This window comes from Paenibacillus naphthalenovorans, assembly GCF_001465255.1.
GTDB classification, from domain to species: Bacteria; Bacillota; Bacilli; order Paenibacillales; family NBRC-103111; genus Paenibacillus_G; species Paenibacillus_G naphthalenovorans.
In genome coordinates, this window is record NZ_CP013652.1 from 614,559 (window position 1) to 639,611 (window position 25,053).

The 25,053-nt window shown below is 50.4% G+C and carries 28 protein-coding genes, 1 other RNA gene and 1 pseudogene; 16 read left to right on the forward strand and 14 right to left on the reverse strand.

The annotated features are described in order from the left end of the window. Nucleotides 1-36 precede the first annotated feature (36 nt). The 3 genes from IJ22_RS02975 to pfkA are packed head-to-tail and all read left to right on the forward strand — an operon-like array spanning nucleotide 37 to nucleotide 2,719. Entirely contained in the window at nucleotides 37-633 is a 597-nt protein-coding gene (locus IJ22_RS02975) for a hypothetical protein (protein WP_062407128.1), read from the forward strand. Nucleotides 634-680: 47 nt separating this feature from the next. Continuing rightward, on the forward strand, nucleotides 681-1,706 hold the full coding sequence (locus tag IJ22_RS02980; protein ID WP_054819044.1) for a tetraprenyl-beta-curcumene synthase family protein: 1,026 nt from the start codon (nucleotides 681-683) through the stop codon (nucleotides 1,704-1,706). A 47-nt stretch (nucleotides 1,707-1,753) separates the two neighbouring features. After that, on the forward strand, nucleotides 1,754-2,719 hold the full coding sequence (gene pfkA, locus IJ22_RS02985) for a 6-phosphofructokinase (protein WP_054819022.1): 966 nt from the start codon (nucleotides 1,754-1,756) through the stop codon (nucleotides 2,717-2,719). 65 nt (nucleotides 2,720-2,784) lie between these two features. Here the strand turns inward: pfkA and IJ22_RS02990 are convergent, their stop codons facing one another. Further along, nucleotides 2,785-3,228 (reverse strand): peroxiredoxin, encoded by a 444-nt coding sequence (locus tag IJ22_RS02990; protein ID WP_062407130.1) that lies wholly within the window; start codon nucleotides 3,226-3,228, stop codon nucleotides 2,785-2,787. Nucleotides 3,229-3,408: 180 nt separating this feature from the next. Between IJ22_RS02990 and IJ22_RS02995 the strand changes: the two genes are divergently transcribed. Beyond that, nucleotides 3,409-4,110, forward strand: a complete 702-nt coding sequence (locus IJ22_RS02995; RefSeq protein WP_235594239.1) for a uracil-DNA glycosylase — start codon at nucleotides 3,409-3,411, stop codon at nucleotides 4,108-4,110. A 123-nt stretch (nucleotides 4,111-4,233) separates the two neighbouring features. Here IJ22_RS02995 and IJ22_RS27120 read toward each other — a convergent pair whose 3' ends face one another. Both IJ22_RS27120 and IJ22_RS27125 read right to left on the reverse strand, forming a co-directional pair. Continuing rightward, nucleotides 4,234-4,359 (reverse strand): putative glycoside hydrolase, encoded by a 126-nt coding sequence (locus tag IJ22_RS27120; protein ID WP_375162528.1) that lies wholly within the window; start codon nucleotides 4,357-4,359, stop codon nucleotides 4,234-4,236. A gap of 20 nt (nucleotides 4,360-4,379) precedes the next feature. Further along, nucleotides 4,380-4,727, reverse strand: coding sequence for a putative glycoside hydrolase (locus IJ22_RS27125; RefSeq protein WP_062407132.1), 348 nt, complete (start codon nucleotides 4,725-4,727; stop codon nucleotides 4,380-4,382). Nucleotides 4,728-4,975: 248 nt separating this feature from the next. Between IJ22_RS27125 and IJ22_RS03005 the strand changes: the two genes are divergently transcribed. Continuing rightward, the gene (locus IJ22_RS03005; protein ID WP_062407134.1) at nucleotides 4,976-6,136 is read left to right on the forward strand and encodes an MFS transporter; all 1,161 of its coding nucleotides are present in this window, start codon (nucleotides 4,976-4,978) and stop codon (nucleotides 6,134-6,136) included. On the opposite strand, the gene tatA is transcribed toward IJ22_RS03005, so the two are convergent. From tatA to IJ22_RS03020, 3 genes are all read right to left on the reverse strand, one after another. Beyond that, nucleotides 6,129-6,353, reverse strand: coding sequence for a twin-arginine translocase TatA/TatE family subunit (gene tatA, locus IJ22_RS03010; protein ID WP_054819025.1), 225 nt, complete (start codon nucleotides 6,351-6,353; stop codon nucleotides 6,129-6,131). The two genes, IJ22_RS03005 and tatA, sit on opposite strands and share 8 nt — an antisense overlap. A 134-nt stretch (nucleotides 6,354-6,487) precedes the next feature. After that, nucleotides 6,488-6,682: a hypothetical protein gene (locus tag IJ22_RS03015; RefSeq protein ID WP_054819026.1), complete on the reverse strand. Its 195-nt coding sequence runs from the start codon at nucleotides 6,680-6,682 to the stop codon at nucleotides 6,488-6,490. Nucleotides 6,683-6,860: 178 nt separating this feature from the next. Then, nucleotides 6,861-7,691, reverse strand: a complete 831-nt coding sequence (locus IJ22_RS03020; RefSeq protein ID WP_062407136.1) for a YitT family protein — start codon at nucleotides 7,689-7,691, stop codon at nucleotides 6,861-6,863. Here IJ22_RS03020 and IJ22_RS25560 point away from each other — a divergent pair. Continuing rightward, nucleotides 7,647-8,045 (forward strand): annotated as a pseudogene (locus IJ22_RS25560) (transposase); the annotation flags it as partial. The gene IJ22_RS03020 and the pseudogene IJ22_RS25560 overlap by 45 nt on opposite strands. 114 nt (nucleotides 8,046-8,159) lie before the next feature. Here IJ22_RS25560 and IJ22_RS03030 read toward each other — a convergent pair. After that, entirely contained in the window at nucleotides 8,160-8,843 is a 684-nt protein-coding gene (locus tag IJ22_RS03030) for a DUF4247 domain-containing protein (protein ID WP_235594241.1), read from the reverse strand. Nucleotides 8,844-8,892: 49 nt separating this feature from the next. Next, a complete protein-coding gene (locus IJ22_RS03035; RefSeq protein WP_062407138.1) occupies nucleotides 8,893-9,426 on the reverse strand; it encodes a DUF4178 domain-containing protein in 534 nt (177 codons plus the stop codon). A 276-nt stretch (nucleotides 9,427-9,702) separates the two neighbouring features. Here IJ22_RS03035 and cshA point away from each other — a divergent pair, with 276 nt between their 5' ends. The 4 genes from cshA (at nucleotide 9,703) to fsa (ending at nucleotide 13,238) form a co-directional block, all read left to right on the forward strand. Continuing rightward, a complete protein-coding gene (gene cshA, locus IJ22_RS03040) occupies nucleotides 9,703-11,259 on the forward strand; it encodes a degradosome RNA helicase CshA (RefSeq protein ID WP_062407141.1) in 1,557 nt (518 codons plus the stop codon). Nucleotides 11,260-11,431: 172 nt separating this feature from the next. Then, entirely contained in the window at nucleotides 11,432-12,274 is an 843-nt protein-coding gene (locus IJ22_RS03045; RefSeq protein WP_074727871.1) for a YesL family protein, read from the forward strand. Nucleotides 12,275-12,351: 77 nt separating this feature from the next. Continuing rightward, nucleotides 12,352-12,532, forward strand: a non-coding RNA gene (gene ssrS, locus IJ22_RS03050) — 6S RNA. Between the two features lie 49 nt (nucleotides 12,533-12,581). After that, a complete protein-coding gene (gene fsa, locus IJ22_RS03055) occupies nucleotides 12,582-13,238 on the forward strand; it encodes a fructose-6-phosphate aldolase (protein WP_062407143.1) in 657 nt (218 codons plus the stop codon). Nucleotides 13,239-13,294: 56 nt separating this feature from the next. Here the strand turns inward: fsa and xylB are convergent, their stop codons facing one another. Then, complete coding sequence (gene xylB / locus IJ22_RS03060; protein WP_062407144.1) at nucleotides 13,295-14,827, reverse strand: xylulokinase; 1,533 nt, start codon at nucleotides 14,825-14,827, stop codon at nucleotides 13,295-13,297. A 191-nt stretch (nucleotides 14,828-15,018) separates the two neighbouring features. On the opposite strand from xylB, the gene IJ22_RS03065 reads away from it, so the two are divergent. Together IJ22_RS03065 and IJ22_RS03070 are read left to right on the forward strand one after the other, a co-directional pair. Beyond that, nucleotides 15,019-16,215 (forward strand): ROK family transcriptional regulator, encoded by a 1,197-nt coding sequence (locus tag IJ22_RS03065; RefSeq protein ID WP_062407146.1) that lies wholly within the window; start codon nucleotides 15,019-15,021, stop codon nucleotides 16,213-16,215. Between the two features lie 104 nt (nucleotides 16,216-16,319). Then, on the forward strand, nucleotides 16,320-16,709 hold the full coding sequence (locus IJ22_RS03070) for a DUF1499 domain-containing protein (protein ID WP_062407148.1): 390 nt from the start codon (nucleotides 16,320-16,322) through the stop codon (nucleotides 16,707-16,709). Nucleotides 16,710-16,812: 103 nt separating this feature from the next. On the opposite strand, the gene tpx is transcribed toward IJ22_RS03070, so the two are convergent. Further along, nucleotides 16,813-17,316 carry a thiol peroxidase gene (tpx, locus tag IJ22_RS03075; RefSeq protein ID WP_054819028.1) on the reverse strand — a complete coding sequence of 168 codons (504 nt, stop codon included), beginning with the start codon at nucleotides 17,314-17,316 and terminating at the stop codon, nucleotides 16,813-16,815. A 127-nt stretch (nucleotides 17,317-17,443) separates the two neighbouring features. On the opposite strand from tpx, the gene IJ22_RS03080 reads away from it, so the two are divergent. Continuing rightward, nucleotides 17,444-18,337 carry a glutamate biosynthesis transcriptional regulator GltC gene (locus tag IJ22_RS03080; RefSeq protein WP_054819029.1) on the forward strand — a complete coding sequence of 298 codons (894 nt, stop codon included), beginning with the start codon at nucleotides 17,444-17,446 and terminating at the stop codon, nucleotides 18,335-18,337. A gap of 84 nt (nucleotides 18,338-18,421) precedes the next feature. On the opposite strand, the gene IJ22_RS03085 is transcribed toward IJ22_RS03080, so the two are convergent. Both IJ22_RS03085 and IJ22_RS03090 read right to left on the reverse strand, forming a co-directional pair. Next, entirely contained in the window at nucleotides 18,422-19,105 is a 684-nt protein-coding gene (locus IJ22_RS03085) for a zinc metallopeptidase (protein ID WP_054819030.1), read from the reverse strand. Between the two features lie 30 nt (nucleotides 19,106-19,135). Continuing rightward, nucleotides 19,136-19,564: a helix-turn-helix domain-containing protein gene (locus IJ22_RS03090; RefSeq protein WP_054819031.1), complete on the reverse strand. Its 429-nt coding sequence runs from the start codon at nucleotides 19,562-19,564 to the stop codon at nucleotides 19,136-19,138. Between the two features lie 368 nt (nucleotides 19,565-19,932). Here IJ22_RS03090 and IJ22_RS03095 point away from each other — a divergent pair, with 368 nt between their 5' ends. From IJ22_RS03095 to IJ22_RS03105, 3 genes are read left to right on the forward strand one after another with little or no spacing between them, the layout of a single operon-like run. Continuing rightward, complete coding sequence (locus tag IJ22_RS03095) at nucleotides 19,933-21,321, forward strand: ammonium transporter (RefSeq protein ID WP_418007084.1); 1,389 nt, start codon at nucleotides 19,933-19,935, stop codon at nucleotides 21,319-21,321. A gap of 38 nt (nucleotides 21,322-21,359) precedes the next feature. Beyond that, nucleotides 21,360-22,427 carry a DUF294 nucleotidyltransferase-like domain-containing protein gene (locus IJ22_RS03100; RefSeq protein WP_062407152.1) on the forward strand — a complete coding sequence of 356 codons (1,068 nt, stop codon included), beginning with the start codon at nucleotides 21,360-21,362 and terminating at the stop codon, nucleotides 22,425-22,427. A 23-nt stretch (nucleotides 22,428-22,450) separates the two neighbouring features. Further along, nucleotides 22,451-23,185 (forward strand): exonuclease domain-containing protein, encoded by a 735-nt coding sequence (locus tag IJ22_RS03105; RefSeq protein ID WP_054819033.1) that lies wholly within the window; start codon nucleotides 22,451-22,453, stop codon nucleotides 23,183-23,185. A 46-nt stretch (nucleotides 23,186-23,231) separates the two neighbouring features. Here the strand turns inward: IJ22_RS03105 and IJ22_RS03110 are convergent, their stop codons facing one another. Next, on the reverse strand, nucleotides 23,232-23,681 hold the full coding sequence (locus IJ22_RS03110; protein ID WP_062407154.1) for a M67 family metallopeptidase: 450 nt from the start codon (nucleotides 23,679-23,681) through the stop codon (nucleotides 23,232-23,234). A 75-nt stretch (nucleotides 23,682-23,756) separates the two neighbouring features. Further along, a complete protein-coding gene (locus tag IJ22_RS03115; RefSeq protein ID WP_062407156.1) occupies nucleotides 23,757-25,052 on the reverse strand; it encodes an MFS transporter in 1,296 nt (431 codons plus the stop codon). Nucleotide 25,053 lies beyond the last annotated feature (1 nt).

A 25,053-nucleotide genomic window follows, 5' to 3' on the forward strand; every position in this document is an offset into this window, starting at 1 on the left:
GATTCCATTCGCTGATTGATAGAGGAGGTAAGAAGCTTGACCTGGACCGAAAGCTTATACAAGCTTGCAGCGAAGCTGACGGCTCACAAGCCTTCGCTGTATCCGACGGAGGAGCTTGACGATTTGACGGATGTCAAGATTACGAAGCTCTCCGTGGACGGATTCGAAGGCGAACGCCGATCCTATGCGCTTTCCGTTAAAGCGGGCTTGCACTTGTTTAACGAAAGTTTGGAACCGTCGCACGCCATTTCTCAGGATATCGATACGCCGACCGGAAGCTATTGGCACTCGATCATGCATCGGATGGAAGGGGATTACAGCAATGCGAAATACTGGTTTCGCATGGCGGGTGCTCATCCGGTATATGATGATGTGGCCAAAGAAGCGTTCGCGTATATAAGACAAACGGGTTTGGAGGATATCCAAAGCGCGGCGCTCAAGCAGCAGTTTGAACAATGGTTATCGGCAAGCGGCTATGATCCGGTTCGGTTCACGGATCTGGTGGAGTATCAAGTCACGAAGGCTAACGACGAGCGGGGAGAGGAGCTGCTGAAGCATATTCAATGGATCGAAATGCGTAAGCTCCTCCGGCATGGTTATGCGTTCAGTGGCGGCGAAAGGGAGTTATTCTGATTTTCTTGAACCGCAATCCTCAAGTTCCCAGAAGCCCGTTGCAGCTTATGCTTCGCGTTTATCGCCACGTTCTTCCCGCTGTCCGGGAACAGCTGGATCATTGGCGTTCCAAGGCGGAACAGATCCCGGATGCGGAGCTGCGCAAGCAGGCGATTAACAGCTTAACCTCAAAGCAGTTTCACTGTGAAGGCGGAGCCGTATATGCGGCGGCGAACCTGTCGATGCGGCATATACTCATTCCGCTCATCGCCGCTTTTCAAACGATCAGCGATTATTTGGACAATTTGTGCGACCGGAGCACATCGCTCGATCCGGAGGATTTCCGTCGGCTGCATCAATCAATGCTGGATGCGGTGGATCCGTCCGCGCCGCTGCACGACTATTACGAATTTCATAAGGAGCAGGAAGACGGAAACTACCTGAATGAGCTTGTCAAAACATGCCAGGCCAGCATTCGCATGCTTCCGTCCTATGCGCCGGCGGCTTCTTCCGTTCGGGAACTCGTCAGCTTGTATTGCGATCTGCAAGTTTACAAGCATATGGCCAAGCCTTTGCGCGAGGATGCGCTGCTGTCTTGGTGGGAGATGCACCGGGAACGCTATCCCTCTATAGGATGGAATGAATTTGCCGCTGCGACGGGATCCACTCTCGGCGTTTTTGTGCTGTTCCTAGCGGCATCCGAGCCCGAACTTAGTCCGGAAACCGTGCGGAACATCCATGTCGCTTATTTTCCGTATATTTGCGGACTGCATATTTTGCTTGATTATTTGATCGACCAGGAAGAAGACGCGATTGGCGGGGATCTTAATTTTTGCAGCTATTATGACAATATGGACAAGACCGTTGAGCGGATTGCACTGATTGTGAAGGAGGCCAAACGCACATCGGAGAGGCTGGAGCATGCCGCATTTCACCGGATGATCATCGAAGGGCTGCTTGCGCTTTACTTGTCCGATCCGAAGGTCAGAAAGCAGCGGCAGGTCAAACGGGTTTCCCGGCAGTTGATGAAGGACAGTCCGCTGATGCGGATGTTTTTCCTCGTTAACAGCATTTGGATTCGCAAAAACTCGTAATTCCAACGATAATTAATGGTGTGCTTTATCAACAAGGAGGAATCATCATGTCGGTAAAAAAAATCGCAGTACTTACAAGCGGAGGGGATTCGCAAGGGATGAACGCGGCCGTTCGCGCTGTCGTTCGCAGCGGCCTGTATCACGGGCTGGAGGTATTCGCCGTTCAGCGCGGCTATGCCGGCCTGATTAACGACGATATTCGCGAGATGGACCTGCGTAGCGTGGGTGACATTATTCAACGCGGGGGAACGATTCTGCAGACGGCCCGCTGTAAGGAGTTTCTGACGCCGGAAGGGCAGCAGCTCGGCGCGGAGAACCTGCGCAAGCGGGGCATCGACGGTCTGGTTGTCATCGGCGGGGACGGCTCCTATCAAGGGGCAAACAAGCTCAACAAGCTCGGGATCAAAACGATGGGCTTGCCGGGCACGATTGACAACGACATTCCTTTTACCGATTTTACGATCGGCTTCGATACGGCCGTCAGCATTGTCGTGGACGCGATCAACAAGATCCGCGACACCATGAGTTCCCATGAACGATCTTCCGTCGTTGAAGTCATGGGCCGCCATTGCGGAGATATCGCATTGTACTCGGGACTTGCCAGCGGGGCGGAGACCATTCTGGTGCCGGAGGTTCCGTATGATCTGGATGAGATCGCGAACCGGATGTCCGAAAATTTCAAAATGGGCAAGCGCCACAGTATCATTATTGTTGCCGAAGGGGTAGGAAAAGGGGAAGATATTGCCGCGGAAATTACGAAGCGCAACGGCATCGAACCGCGTGTGACCGTGCTTGGCCATATTCAAAGAGGCGGTACGCCGACGCATAACGACCGGATTTTGGCGAGCAACCTCGGCGATTTTGCAGTGCGCAAGCTGCTGGAGGGCGTCTCCGGTAAAGCGTGCGGCATCATCAAGGGAGAGCTTACGGTAACCGATATCGATCTGGTAGTAAACTCCAAAAAACAATTCAACATGGAGCTTTATGAATTGGCTAAACGGTTGTCTCAGTAATAAGGGAGAAAATATAAGCATTCTCACTCCTTTTGAAGGGGAGAGAATGCCTATTTTTTCAACAGTTATCGATGCTCCTCCAGCGCCTTCAATATTTCGGCGGTGGGGCGGTTGCCTTTCATGGCGTACACGATGGTTCCGTTGCGGCCGATGACATAGACGGTGCGCTGTTGACCGAGAAGACCAAACAGGGTGTGTCCGACGTCGTACAGCTTTTGAATGTTGGCTCCTTTGTCGGCAACCAGCGGAAAGTCGTACATAAATTTGTTGGCGAACTGTCGGTGCTCCTCCAGGAACCCGGAGTTGATCCCGAGCACCAGCGCATCATATTTGGCGTACTGCTCTTTAGAGTCGCGGACAGCGCACAGCTGCTTTGTACATATGGGCGTATGGTCCTTCGGATAAAAAATGAGAACAATCGGACGCTTGCCCAATGTCTCCTCCAGTCGAATCTCACCTTGTGTACTGTCCGCCGAAAAAGACGGAGCTCTTGTACCCACAGCCAGCATAAGAATCACCCCTCATCTTTGCTGCATCAAGTAAAGATGAACAGCATCCAGCTACATTGTAGCGGATTGCGGTGAACGCTTGCAAGGAAAGCGCGTCACGTTCAAGTGCCTGGAAGCTGCTGCTTGCGCATCATTTCGTCCGGTCTGATCATGATTTCAAATAAAAGGAGGCGTGCGTCGGTGGGCGTCATTCTGAAAAACGATTGGGCGGACCTGCTCGAAAACGAGTTCCAAAAACCTTACTACATCAGGCTGAAGCATTTTTTAAAACAGGAATATGCTTCGCATACCGTGTATCCAAACATGTACGACATTTTTAATGCGCTTCATTATACGTCATATGCAGATACGAAAGTTGTTATTTTGGGACAAGACCCGTACCATGGACCCGGACAGGCCCATGGCCTCAGCTTCTCCGTCAAGCCGGGAGTTCCCGCACCGCCGTCCCTGCAGAACATGTTCAAGGAGCTGCAAAGCGATTTGGGCTGCCCCATTCCGGATAACGGTTATTTGGTTCGTTGGGCGGAGCAGGGAGTGCTGCTGCTCAACACGGTGCTGACCGTGCGGGCCGGAGAGGCCAACTCGCATAAAGGAAAGGGCTGGGAATCATTCACAGATCAGGTGATTCGCCTTCTGAACGAGAGGGAGGAACCGGTAGTCTTCATTCTTTGGGGAAGCCATGCCCAAAAAAAATTGGAGCTGATTACGGAAAAACGCCACTGCATTCTACGTTCGGTTCATCCGAGTCCGTTATCCTCTCACCGCGGTTTTTTCGGAAGCCGTCCGTATTCAAAGGCCAATGAGTTCCTCCAAACCATCGGCAGGTCGCCGATCGATTGGCAAATTCCTAATATCGGCAGGAGCGGGGCGGCCAACGGATAGCTTTTATTCAAACGGTGAAGGCCCGATTCCGGTATATACGAAGTCGGGCCTGCCTGTTATTGGTATTCTACACCCTGCGTGTAAGAGTTCACAGCGTTCCATAGAAGAAACTCTTCAATGCCGTTATCCTTTAGTGCGCGGATTTGCTCTATAAATCATCGGGCAAATGACATCTACCTGCTCCGATATTTTTTGAAAATCCTGGCCGATCCCTTCGGCAGCAGGCACGGATGCGGCATAGCCGAATATATCTGCGGATACGCGGACGCCTAACGGGTTGAGCTGTTCTCTGGCATACTTCGCAAATTAATAAGTGCAGGCATATCGCGAATAATGTTCTTGGTTGTGTCCATGGCAAGCAAATCCGGGTTTCCGGTGTTATATGTGATATAGCCCCAATCGTCCTTTACATCGACTACCAGTGCATTGAGTTCCGTACGATCCATCAGCTCCAGCAGTGAATGTAACCGGGAACCGCCGGCGCTGTGAGCGGTTGCGTAGACGCCCTTAACCTTGGGAGCATCTGGTTGAGGGTCCTGCTTGTTTACCGGCCTCAATCGGTTTTCGGGGCTGCCGTTTGACGGTATCTGCTGTACAACGGCGTTTTTTCGAATCAAGAGATGCTTGCGCCAGCTGTTCGAACGTCATATTCGGATGTTCAGCGCTGACACCCCCCCAGGCGAGGAGAAACGCGGCCAGCAATAATTCCATTTTCTTGTCTCTCTTTGGCAGTTATTCTATATATTTGTAGTTTATTCTGATATTATAATAGAATAGCAGGTCATTCGGATAGAGAGTTTTGAAGTATGTTGTTGATTGGAAGGACCAACCCGCAAGAAACTAGAGTAAAAAGGATCGATATCGGATGAAGAATCAACTGCGGATGCTGCGGGGACTTAATTTTTCATACTATGCCACCAGCGCGGTGCTTATGCCGTTCTTGCCCATTTACTTCGAAGGCAGAGGATACTCCTCTTCCCAAATCGGGCTGCTGATGATGATCGGGCCTTTCGTCTCCATCTTCGCCCAACCGATATGGGGCTATTTAAGTGACCGCTATCAGACGCTGAAGCTGATTATATTCGGGCTTTGGGGGATGACCCTTTTGTCCAGCGTAGGCATCTTTACAACGACCGGCTATTCGTTTGCTTTGTTGTTCATGCTGCTGCTTTACTTTTTCATGCTGTCGTCGGTACCGCTGCTGGATACGTTAACAATCAAGTCTGCGGTGCAGGCGGGGGCCAGTTACGGCTCGATCCGATTATGGGGATCCATAGGCTTTACGCTGCTGGCTGTCTCCAGCGGGTTTATTCTGCAGGCGCTGGGCGGACTTCAGAATATTCCTTATTTATACTGGAGCATTTGGATGCTGCCGCTCGTGCTTTTACTTTTCTTAAAGGATGAACGAAGCCCTGCGCCGCGGGTATCGTTCCGTTCCTTTACCAGCATGTTTCGGAACGGCCATTTTCTTTGGTTTCTGCTGCTTGTGTTTATTCTAACCGTACCGCACCGGATGAACGACGTCATGTTCGTGCTGTATCTCAAAGATTTGGGGGCAACGAATGCGATGGCGGGCTGGGCGTGGGCCTTGGCCGCCTTCAGCGAAATCCCTACGTTCGCGCTGTTAAGCCGTTATATGCACAAGTTTCACGAGCTTGCACTTCTCGGTATTGTGGCCATATTGTACACGCTCCGTTGGCTGGCTTACGGTTGGATTACGGATCCGCTCATGCTGATGGTTCTTCAAGTGACGCACTCCATCACCTTTGCCGTATTTTGGATTGTAGCGGTACAGTATGCGGTTCGGCTGGTTCCTCCTGAACTGCAGTCCACGGGACAATCCATGCTTTCCATGGTATTTCTGGGGTTGGCCGGCATTACCGGAGGATTTGTCGGAGGTTGGATTAAGGATGAATGGAGCGGGGCGGGCATGTATATGTTCGGAGCGGGAATGACTTGCATCGCCGCGATTTTGCTGCTTGGCACCCATGTTTATTATCGCAAAAAAACCATCCGGCTTAATTAGCGGATGGTTTTTCGTTGGAAGCGGTCAGTTCTTTCTTGGTCGGCTCCGTATCATGTATGGCTTCGCTGCTGTTGCCGCTGTTTCCGTTCGTAGCATCTTTAAACTCCCGAAACATGCGGCCGAAGCTGCGTCCGAGCTCTGGAAGCTTGTTCGGCCCAAACAGAAGCAAAGCGACGAGAACTATCAATAAAATATGCATGGGTGACAAAGCGCCCATTGTAAACACCTCCGGAAAACTTTTTCTACTACAGCATACCACGAGCATAACATGAAAATGAAGCCGGCAGGAACGGTCAATTATTACGAAAAGACAACATTTTTGCGTCGCTGCGACAGATTAAAACGCCTATCTTAATGAAGATAGGCGTCTTTTTGATGTTCAGAAATGCTGTATTGAATAATTTCCATTGCATCCTCCGCTTCAAGAGCGGCCAGGCCATTGCGCAGGACAATCTCTGATTCAAGCTCGTGTTTCTTTAAAGTAGGATATAAATCAGGCGTTAATTTCATAACAATAGTCGCCAACTTTACTGTTTCCACAAGCATCACCCTTCCCGTCATCATCTAGTGTTGAAGAGAGCAAGTGCGACTTACGAGCAATACAGGTAAGGCCGGTGAAAAGATATGAAATTACGCTCATATTATAACATAATCAAAACAAAAAATCTTGGTTTATTTATGCCAAATTTGGCATCAGTCCGCCAATTGTTGAATGAGCCCGGGGCTACCGGCGGAAAAGACCCATGACATTTACTGTTTCCGTAATATTCACGAACGCTTGCGGATCCCACTGCCTGATCAGGCCTTGAAGGTCGTACAGCTCATACCGGGTGGTTACCGTCATTAGCATATGCTGAGGGTCCTTTGTATAGGATCCTTCCGTATTGATAACGGTAACGCCCCGCTGAAGCTTTTGCATTTTTTTCAGGAGCAGATTCTTTTTGCGGGTTACGATAAATACCGTCACTTTCAGATGCCGGATATGGATCGTATCGATCATTCTGCCCGTGATATAGATGGACAGCATGGAATAAAGGGCCAGATCCCAGTCGTTCTTGAAATATCCGAGGGCCAGAATGACCAGGCCGTTAAGCCCGAATAGAAAGGTACCCAGAGGAAAATCGCGTTTGCGCGTGAGGATGGAGCCCAAAATATCGAAGCCGCCGGTTGATCCGCCCGCCCACATGGATAAACCTGAACCTAAGCCGATAAGAACGCCTCCGGTGACCGATGACATAATGATATCCCGACTGACTTCCGCAACCGGAATCATGTGCATGAACCAGGAGGTCAGGATAACCGAAATCACGCTGAGAATGATAAATTTACGGCCAACAGTAAGTAAGCCCCATATCAGCATAGGCAGATTGAAAACAAAATACAAGAGGGAGATATGAAGCCCTGTAAAATAGCCTACGATCATGGAAATACCGGAGATTCCGCCGCTGAGCAGCTGATGGGGAATCAGGAACAAATTAAAGCTGGCAGCGATTAAAGCGGAGCCGAGCACACAGATGAGCACGGAGCCTATGACGGACCGTTGGAAATAGAGCATGAGCGTACCTCCCTAAGTTCTTCATGTAGTATATCCCAAAAAGGGTCCGTCCCAAAACAGGACATCAGCAAGGTGGACAACTGGTCATATGATGAAGCCAGCGAGACTTGGCATTATCCTGGCGGTCAGGCACGAGAGCTGCTCCAAAGTGAAGAAGGATACAAGCTTTCCGTTCGTCGAATGATTGAACCCGAGAGTGTGTTTGGACAAATGAAAAGCAACCGGAGCTTCCGGCGTTTCCTGCTTCGCGGCTTGCCTAAAGTGAGCCTGGAGGTCGGGTGGCTTTCCCTTGCCCATAATCTGCTCAAATGGGCAACAACGAAGGAAAAAGAGCGAGTAGGGGTGGGAATCTGACCACCAAACTCGCTCTTTTTCACTAAATCGTTGGCTTATTTGTAAACTATGGTTGTTTCTCAGTAGTTTTGATACTACTTATGAGACAGCCCCTTGGATTGGTTTCCGTTCCGGCTATCTTCTCTTAAAGGAACCGGAGCGGATGCTTGTACCTGGTTTCGAACCGGTGATGCGGGAAGGCGTTTTATAATTTTTCGTTGAACCGTCATTACGTCTGATCGACTGGCTGCTTCCTGACACCGATTTGGACGGCGAGGTGGTAAAGGTGCCTTTACGCTCACTGGTCGAAGGTGCGGTGGTTGAAGAAGGGGCGGGAGCGCTTTGGTGCTTGCCGTAATCCTCGTACCGTTTGGTAGACGTGTAGCCTCTATAGCCGCCGCTATCGCCGGACCAGACGGAGCCAAACAGCGACTGCAGCAGGCTGGCGGCCACATAGCCCTGGAGGAAGGAAGAGTCGTAATGTTCCTTCGCATACTCTATGGAATCTAACTGCACCAGCGTGGTATTCTCGTTTTCTTTGTCTTTTTGTATGTTGATGATCTTGTTGTCGTAGACCAGGAACATCTGGTTCTCATCTTCTTTACTGATTTCCAAAGGGGGTTCTTGATCTGCGAGTTCTTTGGCGACAGTCGGAACATTCTTGCCTTCTTCAGAATAGATTTTGGCCGTGCTTTTTCCTTGACCTTGAACATCAATTAAGGAATAATTCTCTTTTATATAATTGCTTGCATCCCCGCAGCCGCCCAGCAGTGCAAATACCAGTACGACGGCAAGCCATTTGGATATCCTGCTCATCATGTTCCGTCACCTCCTGCATAAAGCTTCATTTATACTTGCTTTCGCCTGGTTACTTTGAGCCTTTCAAAAATTGAATTTGACTGCCCGGAGTGGGCGCACCTTCCATGGCGACGTATTTGCCGTCTTGCCATTGCAGGAAGAAATAACGGTCTCCCGTTCCGATATAACGCCAGAACAGCACCTGATCGTTGCCGCGGAAATCCGTATTGCCTTCTGTCCTCACCGTATCGCTGCGATGATGCTCCAATTCAAAGAGGCTTTCGGCTCCGATATCAAGCCGGGTCGGAACGTCATTGGGATCGTCCAGCGATCCTTCCACAAATTCACACAAGAAACATTCATAGATTCTTCCTTTTTCCACAAGGAGGCAGGAAATATGCTTGCCGTTCTGCAAATAATAAGCAAACCGGTGCGGCGGGAATCCTCTGTCGAAATAGACGGTTTTTCCGGAAACGACATATTCCTCTAAATCTACGTTTACGATATCGCCCACTTGAGTATCCTCGAAAGGATTGGACGGCTTCGCTTCCGGCTGTGGTTTGCTGCCTTTTATGATCGAACCAACTCTTTTCCAGATGGACATGGGTGTTTCGCTCCTTTTACGGTTTAACACGAAGACTTTAGCATCATTATAATATTATATACGATATTTGATGTTTTTGGGTTTCAATTTGAAGTTATCTGGTATATGGATGTTGGGTGTGGTATAATACTAAAGATATTCTTAAGTACGGCGTAACTGTTCATTTCTGACACGTTTGAAAAGTGTTTTATGAAGAGATAAATAAAGCAAAGATAGGAGTCGCACTTAAGGGTATAGACAAATAAAAGAACCCTAGTACAAAGGAGATTGAAATTTTTGAAAACATTTAGTGAATTCGGCTTAGAGCCAAAGGTGCTGCGCGCCATTACGGAAATGGGCTTTGAGGAGTCGACACCGATTCAAGAGAAAGCCATTCCGGTAGCGTTGGAAGGCCGCGACCTGATTGGCCAAGCCCAAACGGGAACAGGAAAAACCGCTGCATTCGGTATTCCGCTCGTAAACAAAATCGATGTAAAAGAAGACCGCATCGTAGCGCTCATCATGTGCCCTACACGTGAGCTAGCGATTCAAGTAGCGGAAGAAATCGAGAAGCTGGGACGCTTCAAAGGGATTCGCTCTCTTCCTATTTACGGCGGTCAGGATATCGTAAAGCAAATTCGCGCACTGCGCAAAAAGCCGCAAATTATCATCGGTACGCCAGGACGGCTGCTTGATCATATTAACCGCAAGACGATTAAGCTTGATGATGTGCAGACCGTTATTCTGGACGAAGCGGACGAAATGCTCGACATGGGCTTCATGGATGATATCCAATCGATTCTCAAATTGGTTCCCGAAGAGCGCAACACGATGCTGTTCTCCGCCACGATGCCGGCCAATATTCGCAGGCTGGCCGATCAGTTCCTAAAGAACCCTGAACACGTATCCGTCATTCCAAAGCAAGTCAGTGCTCCGCTGATCGATCAAGCATATATCGAGCTGCATGAGCGTCAGAAATTCGAAGCGCTTTGCCGCTTGCTGGATATGGAAGCTCCGGATCTTGCGATCATTTTCGGCCGGACCAAGCGTCGTGTCGACGAGCTCTCCGAAGCGCTGCAGAAGCGCGGCTATACGGCAGAAGGACTTCATGGCGACTTGTCCCAGAACCAGCGCGATAATGTGATGCGCAAGTTCCGGGACGGCAGTATCGACGTTCTCGTAGCAACGGATGTAGCCGCTCGCGGCTTGGACGTATCCGGTGTAACGCATGTCATCAACTTCGACCTGCCCCAGGATCCGGAAAGCTATGTACACCGTATCGGCCGTACCGGTCGCGCGGGCAAAGAAGGCGTTGCCTACACGTTCGTTACACCGCGTGAGATCGACCACTTGTACTTCATCGAGAAAATTACGCGTCACCGCATAACCCGCAAGCCGATGCCGAGCTTGGCTGAAGCCATTGAAGGCAAGCAAAAATTGACGGCTGAGCGCGTGCTCGATGTGCTGCAGCAAGAAGAGCATAACGAATACAAGGGCCTTGCGATTTCTCTTCTGGAGCAGCATGACTCCGTACATTTGCTTGCGGCCGCGCTGAAGCTGTTGACCGGAGAGAAGAAGGATGTAGCCATTGAGCTTACTCCGGAGGATCCGATTCGCGCCAAAAAGAGAAGACCGGATGTTCGCAGCTACGGCCGCAAACCGGCAGGTCCTTACGGAACGGCCGGCGGTGCCCGCAGGAACGACAGGCCTTACGATCGTGACCGGAATGGACGCGGACGCCGTGAGGATGGCGGATACCGCGATAACCGCGATTATCGCGGACGTTCGGACGGCCGTGATCAAAAAGGCTATTCCCGTCCTTCCAACCGTTCGAATGAGGGAAGTTTGGTATAATGGAATGAAAGCAAGCGCGCAGGCAGTAGCGTGCTTGCTTTTTTTATCGAAGCGTCAAGTATTTAGCTCCCGGTTTTATAGACCCGTTCGTTGAGGTATTGGGTATAGATGTCTGTCTTGAAAGTGAGAATTAAGCTATAATAGTTGTTGTATTATGAAGGAGGGCATAATTTTGGAGTTTCGTGGAATGATGGGTGGGTTTTACCGCATTTCCGAGTGGATCATGCGTCTTTCGGTCATTAACATCCTTTGGGTCATATGCGCCATCCCTTTCTTTTTGCTTGGGCTTGTCCTGCTGCAATCGCAGACGGGCGATCAGGTAGTGCAAACCCTTTTTCTCATGGCGGTCGTTTCTCCCTTTACGATTTTTCCTTCGACAGCGGCCATGTTCACGGTGGCCCGAAAGTGGCTTACAGGTGAAGAGGATGTTCCTCTGCTAAAAACCTTTTTCCGCGGTTACAAAGAAAATTTCCTGCAGAGCATGCTCGGCGGATTCATCTATATACTGCTCGGCGTAATCCTGTACACGAACTTCCGGTTTTACGGCAGCCAAACGGGAGTCTTTGGAGTTTTGCGCTTCCTGGTATTATCGCTCACAGTGGTTCTGATGATCTCGCTGTTCCATTTTTTCTCCATCATGACCCATTTGCACATGAAATGGTTTCAGATTGTAAAAAATGCGATCCTGATCACGATCGGCAATCCGATCCGTTCGTTATCGATGATGGTGCTGAACGTCATCATCCTGTACGTCAGTTTCGCGATATTCACGTTTTTGATTCCGTTTTTTATGGGGAGCTTCATCGCGATCGTATCGTTTTGGCACTTCAACCTGATTTTCGGCAAACTGCAGGAAAAACAGCAGGAGATTGCGGATCAGGATGAGGAAAAGGCGGATAGAAAGCAAGGAGGAGCGGAACAGGAGTCCGAGACCCGGATGGAGAGAGGCCAGAGGCCTAGTGAATCGGGAGCGATCGAAGAGGGGGATTACCAAGGTAAGAATGGAAAGCCATAATGTCCCGCCGATTCCACAAAGATAAAAACGCAACAGGTTTACTTTCCGCTTGAAGTGCACTATAATAAGACTACAACAAAATCCTGCGATGTGCGTTTCGGTTTTCAGTTGTTTTGAACCAATGACTGTTTCTAGGGAGACCTACATAGAATCGCGGCTGACATGCCCTCGAAAAGGGACTTCAAAACCGATTCTGCGGACACCCACCTGCGAGAGCGGGTTTGAAACAAGAAAATCGGACGGCATTGCGGGTTTTTTTTGTGCACTTGTGTAAGCGTAAAAAAATGTGAAGAGAGGATTTTTGGAGATGAAGCTGTTTATTGATACCGCTAATGTAGAAGAGATCCGTAAAGCTCATGAACTCGGCGTCATCGCCGGAGTAACAACGAATCCTTCACTCATCGCTAAAGAAGGCAGAGATTTCTTCGAGACGATTAAAGAAATTATCTCCATCGTCGGCGATCTCCCGATCAGCGCAGAAGTGATCAGCCTCCAAGCTGATGAAATGGTGGAGCAGGGCAAAAAGCTCGCTGCACTTGGAGAAAGTATAGTAGTGAAAGTGCCGATGACAGAAGAAGGTTTGAAAGCGACCAAGCGCTTCAGTGAACTCGGCATCAAAACGAACGTTACGCTCATCTTCAGCTCTCCGCAAGCCTTGTTGGCAGCACGCGCAGGGGCAACGTATGTTTCTCCGTTTGTCGGACGTTTGGATGATATCAACCAGGTAGGTATGAATTTGATTAAGGAAATCAGCCAGATTTTTGCCGTACACGGTATTGAATCCGAGATCATTACAGCCAGCGTTCGTACGACAACGCATGTCATCGATGCGGCTCTGCTCGGTGCGGACATCGCGACCGTACCTTATAAAGTGATTCAACAGATGGTCAAGCACCCTCTGACGGATACTGGTATTGAGCGGTTCCTGAAAGACTGGGAAGGTGCCAACTTAACATCGTTTTAATAAGCTACATATAACAAACAACAACCCGGCATCGTTTGAATGCCGGGTTCGTTCATTCATGGCCGTGCGGCCAGATTCGTTAATTGATGCATCGTCTGCTTCAACGTACCGTATAAAGATCGGTAGATCTTGTAATAAGCGTCGTAGCGCTGAGAGCTTGAAGCATCGGGCTCGATGAGGTCCTCTATGTCAATCCATTCCCCGCATAATGACGGGATATCCCGGCCAAGGACTCCGGAAGCAGCCATGAGCGCGGCTCCGTAAGCCGGACCGTCCGTTGAGTTCACAGTAACGACGGGCAGCCCGAAAATATCTGCAATCATCTGTCTCCAGAAACGGCTTCTTGCCCCGCCGCCGTTCACACGCAGCTGTCTGATTTCGATTCCAGATGCCTTGATCAGCTCCATGGAGTCGCGCAAACCGAAGGTGATGCCTTCCAAAATCGTTCGGGTCAGATGAGCTTTGGAGTGACGCAGGTTGAGGCCAATGAACCCCCCTCGCGCTTTGGCATCGGCATAAGGGGTCCGTTCGCCGGTTAAATAGGGCATAAAGAGCAGTCCTTCGCTTCCGGGAGGAGCGGTTTCCGCCAGAGCGGTCAAATATTCATATACGTCCCGTCCTTCCGCCTTCGCTTGCTCCAGCTCCTCGCAGGCAAAGTGGTTTTTCCACCATTGGAACGATCCCCCCGCGGAGAGCATAACGCCCATTCGATGCCACTTTCCGGGCACTCCATGACAGAAGGTGTGAAGACGGCACTCCGAATCCGCTTGATAAGTATCGTCATGGACGAAGACGACGCCTGATGTGCCCAGCGCAACGGAAGCGATGCCGCTTTGTACCGCCCCGACGCCGACAGCGCCGCAGGCTTGGTCGCCGCCGCCTGCCACTACTGGTATGCCCGGGACAAGGCCTGTCGCTTCCGCAGCGTCAGGCTGAACATACCCGGCCACCTCATTGCTTTCGTAGAGCGGAGGAAGCCATTCCTCCGGCAGGTCCAGCCGTTGGAGCAGCTCGCTCGACCAACGGCGCTCGGCCACATTCAGCAGCAGCGTCCCGCTGGCGTCGGCGAGGTCCATGCCGAAGGCTCCGGTCAGCTTGAGACGCACGTAATCTTTGGGCAGCATTAAATGTGCCGTTCGTTTGTAATGTTCCGGCTCGTGATTCCGCAGCCATACGGCCTTGGGTGCCGTAAAACCGGTTAGCGCCCGGTTGCCTGTAAGTCTGGAAAGCTCATCTCTGCCGATCGTTTGTTCTATCCACCGGCATTCTGCCTCCGTTCTTTGGTCACACCATAACAGGGCGGGACGGATTGGGCGAAGCCGGCGGTCAAGAAATACCGAGCCGTGCATTTGTCCGGACAGACCGATGCCTGCAATTTGATTCCCGTTTACCCCGCTTTCATTTAGCAGTGCACGGATGCAAACGGCTGTGCCGTTCCACCAATCCTCCGGCTCCTGCTCCGCCCAACCCGGCTGCGGCTGAAAAAGCGGGTATTCCACGCTTCTGCCCGCCTTGACGGCGCCGTGATTGTCCACCAGAATACATTTGACCGCGGACGTGCCGAGATCGATCCCCAAATAATAAGTCAATGCGCTCACCCCATCTGTGGATTACAGTGCTATCGGCCTTTCAGACTTTGTTTATCGGATAAACAAATATGATTATATATATTCGCAGAGGAACGGTAAAATCCTGCACACTTTCCGGTGGCTTCAGATGAAAATCCATTGATTTTGCGGTACAATGTTAGCGAATGACACAGCTCGGAAGGTGACTGGATTTGAAGCAGGGACCGGTTTCTGGTGATAGTACATTTCTTAAAACGCTAAACAAATCAACGCTTCTGGATCTGATTCGAAGGCACGCTCCGCTTTCGCGAGCGGATTTGGCCAAAAGTACAAAACTGACGAGGGCAACGGTTTCAGCTCTGGTGGAGGAATTGATCGCGGAGCATTGGGTCGTGGAGACCGGTACCGGTGAATCCAGCGGAGGGCGGAAGCCGATGATGCTTGAACTGAACCGCAGCGCGGGATGTGTGATCGGACTGGATTTACGGATGACCAACATCCTGCTGATTGTTACCGATATGCAGGGGACGATTATTCGCAAGTCGGTGCATCCATATCGTTCCCACACGGGCACGAGCGGTTTCCCCTCCGATCCCGACCAGTTATTCGAGCAGATTGTAGCGGTCATAAAAAAGGAAAGACAGGCGCTTCCTGAGACGCCGTTAGGGCTCGTCGGAGCAGGGATCGGCGTTCATGGATTTGTGGAGTATCCTTCCGGACGCATTGTATTTATGCCGCATACCGGTTGGAAAGGGCTGAGCTGGAAGGAAGAAATGGAAGCACGGCTTCAACTTCCGGTGATTCTCGACAATGAAGCGAATTTGGCCGCATTAGGAGAGCACGAATTTGGAGCCGGTGCCGATAGCCATGCCGGAGATATGCTGTATTTAAGTATTGCCGGCGGTATTGGAGCAGGGTTTATATCGGGAGGCGAGCTGTTTCGGGGAAGCGGGGGCCTGGCCGGAGAAGTAGGGCATACGACGATTGAAGCCAATGGTTTGCCTTGCTCCTGCGGCAATCGGGGCTGCTGGGAACGGTATGCGTCTGAACGGGCGGTAGCCGACAAGCTGAATTTGCAATACGCGCCCGGGATTACGGACAGGATTTTGCGCAAGTTGAGAGAAAAGGATCCTGACGCACTGTCGGCCATCCGCGAGGCGGGAATATACCTGGGCATTGGCATCGGGAATATGATGCATGCGCTCAATCCGCAAATGATTGTTGTCGGCAATGCCATGAGTGAATACGGTCCATGGATCAATGATCAAGTGCAGGAGGTTCTCTCAACGCGATATTCCTATGTCCGTTCGTATCAGGTCCAAGTCCGGTATTCCCGGCTCGGTGAAGACAGCTGCGCTCTTGGAGCCGCATCCTCCGTCATTCGTTCGATCATGCAGCAGAGGTCATAAATATGAATAATTTGTGAATTCCCCTCTTTCTCTTCAAGGGAAACAATGATATGATTAAAGATAGTGTTTCATTGTAATTGTTACTTCATTAAGGAGGGAATGCTTTGTTAAAGCGAACCTTAGTCGGATTCATCCGCAGTCATGAGACAACAGGAGAGAAAGCGAAGGATCCGGCTTTAAAGACCCGCTATTATAAAATCTCCATGGATCAGGCCTGGGATGAGATCATCAACTTGTTAAAAAAGCTAAACGGGTATAAGCTTCTTCATGAAGTACGCAGCGTAGGGGAGATTGTGGTTGAGCGTAAAACCATCACCGGAAGAACACAGGACATCACGCTGACCTTGTTCGGTATCAACCCGCTCAAAACCGCTGTTGATATTTATTCGGCATCCCGCGGATCTCTTGGGGATCTAGGCTCCAATTATCGTACGATCCTCGATTTATATAAACATATAGATAAGCGGCTGGCCGCTTATAAAATAGACAACTGAATGTAAAAAACAGCGTGGAGTCCTGTTTTGGCACCACGCTGTTTTTTTGTGAATCAGTTATAGTACAAGTCTGAAATGAGCATCGCTCAATCCGGATAATGGATTAAACCAATTTTTTAACGGCTTCAATGGCCGCTTCGTAGTTCGGGTGATCCGTCATCTCGCTCAGGTACTCGACGTATTGGATCGTGTCGTTGGCGTCAATGACGAATATGGATCTCATCAGCAGGCGAAGCTCATCGATCAATACGCCGTAATTTTTGCCGAAAGAGTGGTTTTTGTAATCGGAGAGCGTAATCACTTTGTCGATTCCGGCAGCACCGCACCAGCGGGATTGGGCAAACGGCAGGTCTACGCTGATCGTAAGCACGACTACGTTGTCGCCAAGCTTCGCTGCTTCTTCGTTGAAGCGGCGGGTTTGCGCATCGCATACGCCGGTGTCAAGGGAAGGAACTACGCTGATCAGCTTCACCTTGCCTGCATAATCGGCCAGAGATGCGGTTTCGAGCAGATTCTTATTCACAGTGAAGTCAGGAGCTTTGTCGCCAACTTTGACTTGTGTTCCGACTAACGTAATCGGATTGCCTTTCAGTGTCGCTTGTGCCATATATACAGGGGCCTCCTTCAAGGATTGAGAATGATTGGTATTCCACCGTAATATATTATAAGCTTTTATAAGAGAACTTGTCCAATAACAATATGCATTAAAGTTAGGATACGGGAGGAAACACAACGTGGAACTCAGACAGCTGCAGTATTTTGTAAAGGTGGCGCGTAAACAGCATGTGACGCAAGCAGCCGAAGAGCTGCATGTAGCCCAATCGGCGGTCAGCCGGCAAATCCGCCAACTCGAGGAGGAGCTTGGTGTACAGCTGTTTGTGCAAAAAGGACGCAATCTGCAGATTACCGCGGTAGGGAAGCTTTTCTTAAGCCGAATCGAAGCTGTGCTTACGGACCTTGAACGCGCAGTGAATGAAATTCATGAATATTTGGACCCGGAGCACGGAGAAATTCGTGTAGGCTTCCCCCACAGTCTGGGTATATACTTGCTTCCGACCGTGATTGCACATTTTCGCAAAAACCATCCGAAGGTTAAATTTCGGTTGCGGCAGGGAACATACAATAGTCTGATCCGGGACGTCATGAAGGGTGAAATCGATTTGGCGTTTATTTCGCCGTTTCCCGAAAAGCACAGTCACGTTGCCGGCGAGCTGCTGCTCCGGGAGGAGCTGTATGCGATCGTACCGCAGGGGCATGTCCTGTGTGAATATCAAACGATTCGGCTTGAGCAATTGAAGGAAGATTCATTTGTGATGTTTAGCGAGGAATATTCGCTGCGTGCGATTGTGCTGGAGGCGTGCAGAAAGGCCGGTTTCTCACCGCGCATCGGGTTTGAGGGAGAAGAAACGGATACCATTCGGGGGTTAGTGGCAGCGGGCATGGGGGTCAGCCTGCTGCCGGAAATGGCGCTTACGGAAATCAGCGAGCTTCAACCGGTCAAGGTACGCGTTATTGAGCCGCAGGTCACCCGCAGCATAGGGCTGATTCATCGTACAGGGGAGAAGCTCCCGCTGGTTGCCGAGGTGTTCCGTGAATTCTTGATCGACTTCTTCATCAGGTACAAATAATCACGATATGGAGTCCGCCAGAAGCATAAAATGCCGCCCGGTGCTTGTTTAATGAAGCATCGGGCGGCATCTTTGTACCATCTGTTATTCGTTGCGGTTGGTGAAGATCATAATATATTTGACCAGCTCCAGCAGGGAGATCAGCGCCGCGGCGACATAGGTAAGGGCAGCCGCGTTCAATACCTTTGCTACTCCCCGTTCTTCATCGTTGGTGATAAAGCCCTCAGCGACCATCAGGTCACGTGCGCGGTTGCTGGCGTTGAATTCGACCGGCAGCGTAACAAGCTGGAAAGCTACGGCAGCGGAGAAGAAGATGATTCCGACGCCGAGCAGGAAGTTAAACTGCTGGAAGAAGAGACCCGCCAAGATCAGCAACGGAGCGACGCCCGAGGTCAGGTTGACCACCGGAAACATCCGGTGGCGAAGCACCAGCATCGGATAAGACTGTTGGTGCTGAATCGCGTGTCCAACTTCGTGGCAGGCAACCGATACGGCGGAGATGGAATTCTCGTAATACACCGGCTCCGACAGCCGTACGGCGCGGGCTATAGGGTCGTAGTGGTCCGTCAGCGCTCCCGGTACCGGTTCAACCGGGACGTCGTAAAGTCCGTTTGCATCAAGCAATCGGCGGGCGGCTTCGTAACCGGTCATACCTGAATGAATTGGAACCTCGGACCATTTATTGAAAGTTCCCTTGACCCGAAACTGCGCCCATAAGGAAAGACCGAACGCAACAATGATAAGGTAATCCATAGGGTGAAAAAACATGGCTTCATTCCTCCGTTATATTTTTTATGATTAAAGGGGACCTTTACCCAACAGCAACAACAAGGCTTCGATACATGCAGCCGCAGACGGCGTCAGTGACTTGTGAAGCGTTTTTAGCTGGGACGGCTTCAGCTTCTCAAGCAGCGGTTCAACCTCTTTCGCCTCTTTCTCCAGCTGATGCAATAATACCTGTAAAGACGTCAATTTATCTGTCACTAATTCATCATGGCTAACCTTGTTCCACTGCTGCAGCGTAGCCTTGATTTCCTCTAAGGTATATTTCTCCCGCTTCATACTTTCAATACGTTTGAGCCGCATTAAGGTTTCATCGCTGTATAACCGGTAATTGGTATTTGATCTTTTCTCAGGTTGGATCAATCCGAGCTTCGTATAATAGTCGACTGTTCTGGGACTGACATTCGATAACTGAGCCAGTTCGCCGATTTTGTAAAGCTTCATATCCCCATGATATGCTCCCTCCATTTTCGCCATATGATGGTATTTTCAAGGTCTATAGAACTAATAATACTGAAACCGAACCATACAGTCAAACGTTATACTTTGAGCTTTTCGACGAATGAACGGAGAGGAAGATCAGAAAAGAAACAAATCTGTATTAAGAGGATAGTATATGTTTGCCATATTACGAATATTCGATTTTTTTACAGCTTGTAAAACCGAATAATGTACATTTTATGTAAGGTTATTTTTCGTTTTTTACATGATTTATAGAAAAAAACCTATTGCCAAATGAAAATTACGTGTATATAATGACAATATGAATTTCAATTGATGTTATATAAACTAACATTAAAAAGGAAGTGGTCATGATGTTAAAGAAGTTACTATTATCCACGGGCCTTATGTCAGTTTTGATTCCTGCGGCAGCCTTTGCTGAGGATGCGACGCCGGTGCAGCTGCAAGGGGCAGTCGATGCTGTATGGGTCATGCTGGCTGCCATTCTTGTCATCTTCATGCAGGCAGGCTTTGCTTTGCTGGAAGCCGGCTCCACCCGAATGAAGAATGCTGGCCACGTTGCAGGTAAAACGATTCTTACGTTCGGTATTTGCGCCATCGCGTTCTGGGCTATAGGTTTCGGCTTAGCTTTCGGTGACGGCAACGGGTTTATTGGAATGACAGGTTTCTTCGTAGACGGAACGGAAACCCAAGCGGCGGCCGCATTCGGAGCATTGAGCTTCTCGGACGTTCCGATCGGAATCAAGTTTTTGTTCCAGTTGGCTTTCGCAGGGGTATCGCTGGCCATTGCATTCGGCGGATTTGCCGAACGCGCCAAGTTATCGGTATACTTTATCTTTAGCGTACTGTATGTTATTGTCATTTATCCGATTGTTGCTCACTGGGTATGGGGCGGCGGATGGCTTGCAGGTCACGGTAAACAGGATTTTGCCGGCTCTACGGTCGTTCACCTGCAGGGCGCAACGGCTGCTCTCGTAGCGACGCTGATGCTTAAGCCGCGTATCGGTAAATATAATAAGGATAAAACGCCGAATTTGATTCCAGGCCATAACCAGGTCCTGTCCGTGCTTGGCGTCATTATTCTCTGGATCGGCTGGTTCGGCTTTAATCCGGGCTCCACTTTAAGTGCTATGGGTGACGGCTTCTTTGGATATATCGCCATGACGACGAATTTGGCGGCTGCTGCCGGAGGCGTTGCAGCGATTATCGTAGCATGGATGTATTTTGGCAAGGCGGATATTCCCAGCATGTTGAACGGTGTGCTTGCTGCACTGGTTGCTATTACAGCTTCTTGCGCATTCGTTACGGTCAGAGACGCCATCATTATTGGCGTAGTTGCCGGCGTCATTACTTTCTTTACGGCACAATGGTTTGAAAAAGCAGGGATTGACGATCCGATTTACGCCTTCTCCGTACATGGTATTGCCGGAATATGGGGAACGTTGGCCAATGGTATTTTCGCCACGCCGGAGCTTGTCGAGAAAGTAGGCGTAGGTAAACCGGGGCTTCTCTATGGCGGAGGCTTTGAGCAATTGGGCGTGCAGGCGATGGGGGTATTCAGCGCATTCTTCTTCGTACTTGTCCTGTCCTGGATCATCCTGTCGATCTTGAAAGCGACCATCGGTCTTCGTGTGACGGAGGAAGAAGAAATCATCGGTCTTGACCTGTCCGAGCACGGTACGTATGGCTACCCTGAGCAAATGAAGAAAGCGGCTCAAGGCGGCACGGTGAATGCATAAGTAAACAAAACGCCTTCGTTTTTAAAGGGGATGTCGGTATGGAACGCCTCTCATTGGAAATGATTCAACAGGAAGCAGCCAAAGCTCACAGCTTGCAGGAGCTAAGGATCTTTCGGGATCAGGCGCATGAGGAGCTTCAGCGGCATCTCCTTTTTGCCCGTCCATTGGATTGGAATAGAAAAGTGAATACATTGCATGATGCGATCATCCGTCGGGTCATTCAACTGTCGGAAGCGCAGCTGGTTCGCGAGTCGGGCGAAGCCCCGCCGGTTCCTTACGCATTCCTGCTGTTCGGCAGCGGGGGGCGCGGCGAGCAAACGCTGTGGAGCGATCAGGATAACGGGCTTATCTATGCCGAACCGGACAGTGAAGAGGCGAAAGCCGGGGCGGAACGTTATTTTGCCGGACTGGCGCAGCGCATTTCAGCCAATTTGGAGGAGGCGGGATATCCGCCTTGCAGCGGCGGCGTGATCTGCACCAATGACCAGTGGCGCAAGTCGGCGGCCGGATATCGGCGGATGCTGCGGGAATGGCTGGAAAACCCGCATTGGGAGCATGTAAGGTATTTGCTTATCTCGGCCGATGTCCGAACGATATATGGCGATCCCGGTTTAGACGGCGCGATCTCCGGCGAAATCATCGGGTTCATCAAATCGAACCCCGCAATGCTGGAGCATATGCTTCATAATACACTGCATCATAAAGTTTCGATCGGGTTATTCGGTCAGCTCATTAAAGAGCGCTATGGCGAGGATGCGGGAGGCGTGGATGTCAAATACGGGGCCTATATTCCAATGGTTAACGGAATAAGGCTGCTCGCTTTGGAAGCGGGGATTCGCGTCTCATCGACCGAAAGGCGTATACAGGAGTTGATGGCAAACGGTCACGTAGATCAAGAAATCGGCCGCGATTGGCTGGAGGCGTTGACCATCGCCCTGAAGCTGCGTTCCATGACGCCTTATCAAATAGAAGGCAGCCACTACACTACCCGCGGGAAGCTTACACCGGAACAGTTGACCAAGGAACGAATAACGGAGCTTAAACGTTGTCTGCGTATCGGAATCGATCTGCAGAAGTATGTGAAAAGCAAATTTGCTAAAAGATAGAAAAGGGTTAGGAGAGATCTTCAATGAAGGATATGAAGCCGGCCGGAAGGATGTGGCATCTGTACAAAACGGGCGGGTTCACTTCTGCTCTTACCTCGATGTTCGATGTGCAGAGCGCCCAGCAGATGGCCTTCATTCGATCCATCATGAAGGAGCAACGGAAAAATTCATTGTACGACATTCCTTTACATTCGGTGGAACTGGTGGTATTCGATTTGGAAACCACCGGATTCTCTCCTTATAACGGGGATGAAATCATTGCTTTCGGTGCGGTCTCGGTTAACGGAAGCCAGATTGCCGAAAGCCAAACCTTCTACAGCCTGGTCCATCCGAAACGTTCGATTCCGGACGAAATTGAGAAGCTGACCGGGATCACGAATGAAATGGTGGCAGAAGCGCCGGACCTGCTGCATGCGCTCAGAGGGTTTCTTGAGTTTGTGCAGCGGAAGGTGCTTGTCGCCCACGGTTCCGGGCATGATAAGCATTTCCTCAATTCCGCGCTGTGGAAAACCTCCAGAGTGAGCCTGTCCCACCGGTTGCTCGACACTATGATGATCGCCAAGTGGCTGAATCCCAGGCTGAAAGCCTATGATCTGGATACGCTGCTTGATCTGTACGGAGTTGAAGTGACCAAGCGCCATCACGCCCTTGAGGATGCTTTGATGACGGCGAGGCTGTGGTCCAAACTGATGCTGGAAGTGCAAGCCAGAGATATCCAGACACTGGGCGACCTGTATACGCAATTAAGTTATCATTGACTCTTCTCCGGCGAGCGGATTGGCGGATTCGTGAACCGGGATTTTTTTATTTACAGTCTGATTCCAGGATTTCAAAGGGGTAGGAAGTATAGTGCCAGGTTCCGTCTCCTTGCTGGACATATTGATAAGCCTTCACCAAGGGGATTTGGGGATCTTCCAAAGAGACAATCCAATGCCATGCTGCTCCCCGCCAGGATGACCGTATGTCCTCTGCCGAAGGAACGGGAGGGGTGCGCGGATGCGAATGCACGATCCCCGCAGGTTTCTGATTCCCATGGCGCCCAGCAAATAAAGCCCGAATCATTTCTTCCGGATCCATCAAAAAATGCCGCTCCGGCTCGTTGTGGACGTTGGCTACCGGTACAAAATAATCCATCTCTCTTTCATTGCTCCCAAACAGAAAACCGCAGGCCTCCTGCGGCTTTTGCTCGATGCAGTGCCGAAGCATGGCAGTCCATGCCTCACGGCGGATACATAAGCTTTTCAGTATGCTCATCGTATAACGGCGACCTCATTCCAAACAGGATGGTTAGCACCATTATACAGGATCCGGCGCCTGCACGCCTCCCTTTTAGCCTCCGACCTTCCCCTCCGGTTTGATGAAGAAAAATACGAGGCCAAGCGCCAATAAGGCCAATGCCGTAACGGAAATAAATACAATCTGATGCGATTTTTCCATCATCCAGCCAAATAAGGGCGGTCCGGCCGCAACACCCAAAAATCTCAGGCTGCTGTATATGGAAGTAATCATGCCTCTCTGTTCGCGTTCGACAGAGCCGGTAATCATCGTATTCAGACAAGGCAGGAGGAGTCCCGTACCGATGCTGCTGAGCGTCAGCAAGCCGATGAACAAGGTTAGATTTTGGTTAAAGAAAAAAATGCATAAGCCCAAAGACACGGTCATCAAAGCAAGTCCGATATTCATAAGCCACCGCATCAGTATTCCGTTCTTCTTGATGACGGAGCCGGTTGTGTAAGAGGTAACCACCAGGCCGAGGAGGGGAATAGCCAGCACAAATCCCTTTTTGACGCCGTCAATATAGTAAGGCTCGAGCTCAAGAATGTCGGATAAATAAAACAGGACGCCGAATAAGACGAACAACGCCAGGGATCCTGCAAAGAAGGACGTGATTAGCCAACGGCCTTTTTCTTTCAGCACCTTCCCGATATTTTTCATGTATGGCCCCGGTTCGGGAGCTTTTTTTTCTTTTTTCGGTTCTTTAAGCAGAAACATAACGGCCAGTAAGGACATGAGACAAAAGAAAGGGAAAGCGAAAAAGGGGGCGTACCATACCCACAAGGCGAGCAGCGCGCCCAGGATCGGGCTGATGACCTTTCCGGCTCCATTCGAAGCTTCGGTCAAGCCGAGCGCCTTGCTTTCCGTTGCTTCCTTATACATATCGCCCGCCAAGGCCATAGCGATGGGAGCCGTACCTGCCGCTCCAAGTCCTTGGATGGCTCTTGCGATAATGATCACCGTGTAGGAGTTCCACACGGCCCCGAAGCCTGCCAATACCCCCGCAGCCCCATATATAATTAATGAAGGGATCATAATGGCCTTTCTGGAGAAGCGGTCGGACAAATAGCCGGAAAGCGGAATGACCAGGCCCGCCGTGACGGAGAACAGGGTGATGACGAGGCTGCTCTGAAACTGGCTGATCCCCAGCCGTTCCTGCATATCCGGCAGGATGGGAACGAGCATGGAATTCCCGAGCACAAGCACCAGAGGTACGGTGGCAATAGCGATAAATTCCCAGACCTGCCCTTTGGACGCCTCATTGTTCCGGCCTGATTCCTCCGATTTGTATTGCGGTTCAATATCGCTGTCAAAAAAAATTTGAAGCTTTTTCCTTTTGCTTTTTTCCATG

Excerpts from the sequence above, each read along its gene's own strand:
- tatA (WP_054819025.1), bottom strand. The coding sequence starts at position 6,353 with ATGGGCGCTTTGTCACCCATGCATATTTTATTGATAGTTCTCGTCGCT.
- IJ22_RS03005 (WP_062407134.1), top strand. The coding sequence starts at position 4,976 with ATGAAGAATCAACTGCGGATGCTGCGGGGACTTAATTTTTCATACTAT.
- pfkA (WP_054819022.1), top strand. The coding sequence starts at position 1,754 with ATGTCGGTAAAAAAAATCGCAGTACTTACAAGCGGAGGGGATTCGCAA.
- IJ22_RS03110 (WP_062407154.1), bottom strand. The coding sequence starts at position 23,681 with ATGAGCATACTGAAAAGCTTATGTATCCGCCGTGAGGCATGGACTGCC.
- IJ22_RS03100 (WP_062407152.1), top strand. The coding sequence starts at position 21,360 with ATGGAACGCCTCTCATTGGAAATGATTCAACAGGAAGCAGCCAAAGCT.
- IJ22_RS03090 (WP_054819031.1), bottom strand. The coding sequence starts at position 19,564 with ATGAAGCTTTACAAAATCGGCGAACTGGCTCAGTTATCGAATGTCAGT.
- IJ22_RS03035 (WP_062407138.1), bottom strand. The coding sequence starts at position 9,426 with ATGTCCATCTGGAAAAGAGTTGGTTCGATCATAAAAGGCAGCAAACCA.
- fsa (WP_062407143.1), top strand. The coding sequence starts at position 12,582 with ATGAAGCTGTTTATTGATACCGCTAATGTAGAAGAGATCCGTAAAGCT.
- IJ22_RS03015 (WP_054819026.1), bottom strand. The coding sequence starts at position 6,682 with ATGCTTGTGGAAACAGTAAAGTTGGCGACTATTGTTATGAAATTAACG.
- IJ22_RS03030 (WP_235594241.1), bottom strand. The coding sequence starts at position 8,843 with ATGATGAGCAGGATATCCAAATGGCTTGCCGTCGTACTGGTATTTGCA.
- IJ22_RS03105 (WP_054819033.1), top strand. The coding sequence starts at position 22,451 with ATGAAGGATATGAAGCCGGCCGGAAGGATGTGGCATCTGTACAAAACG.
- IJ22_RS03085 (WP_054819030.1), bottom strand. The coding sequence starts at position 19,105 with ATGTTTTTTCACCCTATGGATTACCTTATCATTGTTGCGTTCGGTCTT.
- IJ22_RS03095 (WP_418007084.1), top strand. The coding sequence starts at position 19,933 with ATGATGTTAAAGAAGTTACTATTATCCACGGGCCTTATGTCAGTTTTG.
- tpx (WP_054819028.1), bottom strand. The coding sequence starts at position 17,316 with ATGGCACAAGCGACACTGAAAGGCAATCCGATTACGTTAGTCGGAACA.
- IJ22_RS02980 (WP_054819044.1), top strand. The coding sequence starts at position 681 with ATGCTTCGCGTTTATCGCCACGTTCTTCCCGCTGTCCGGGAACAGCTG.
- IJ22_RS03115 (WP_062407156.1), bottom strand. The coding sequence starts at position 25,052 with ATGGAAAAAAGCAAAAGGAAAAAGCTTCAAATTTTTTTTGACAGCGAT.
- IJ22_RS03020 (WP_062407136.1), bottom strand. The coding sequence starts at position 7,691 with ATGCTCTATTTCCAACGGTCCGTCATAGGCTCCGTGCTCATCTGTGTG.
- IJ22_RS02990 (WP_062407130.1), bottom strand. The coding sequence starts at position 3,228 with ATGCTGGCTGTGGGTACAAGAGCTCCGTCTTTTTCGGCGGACAGTACA.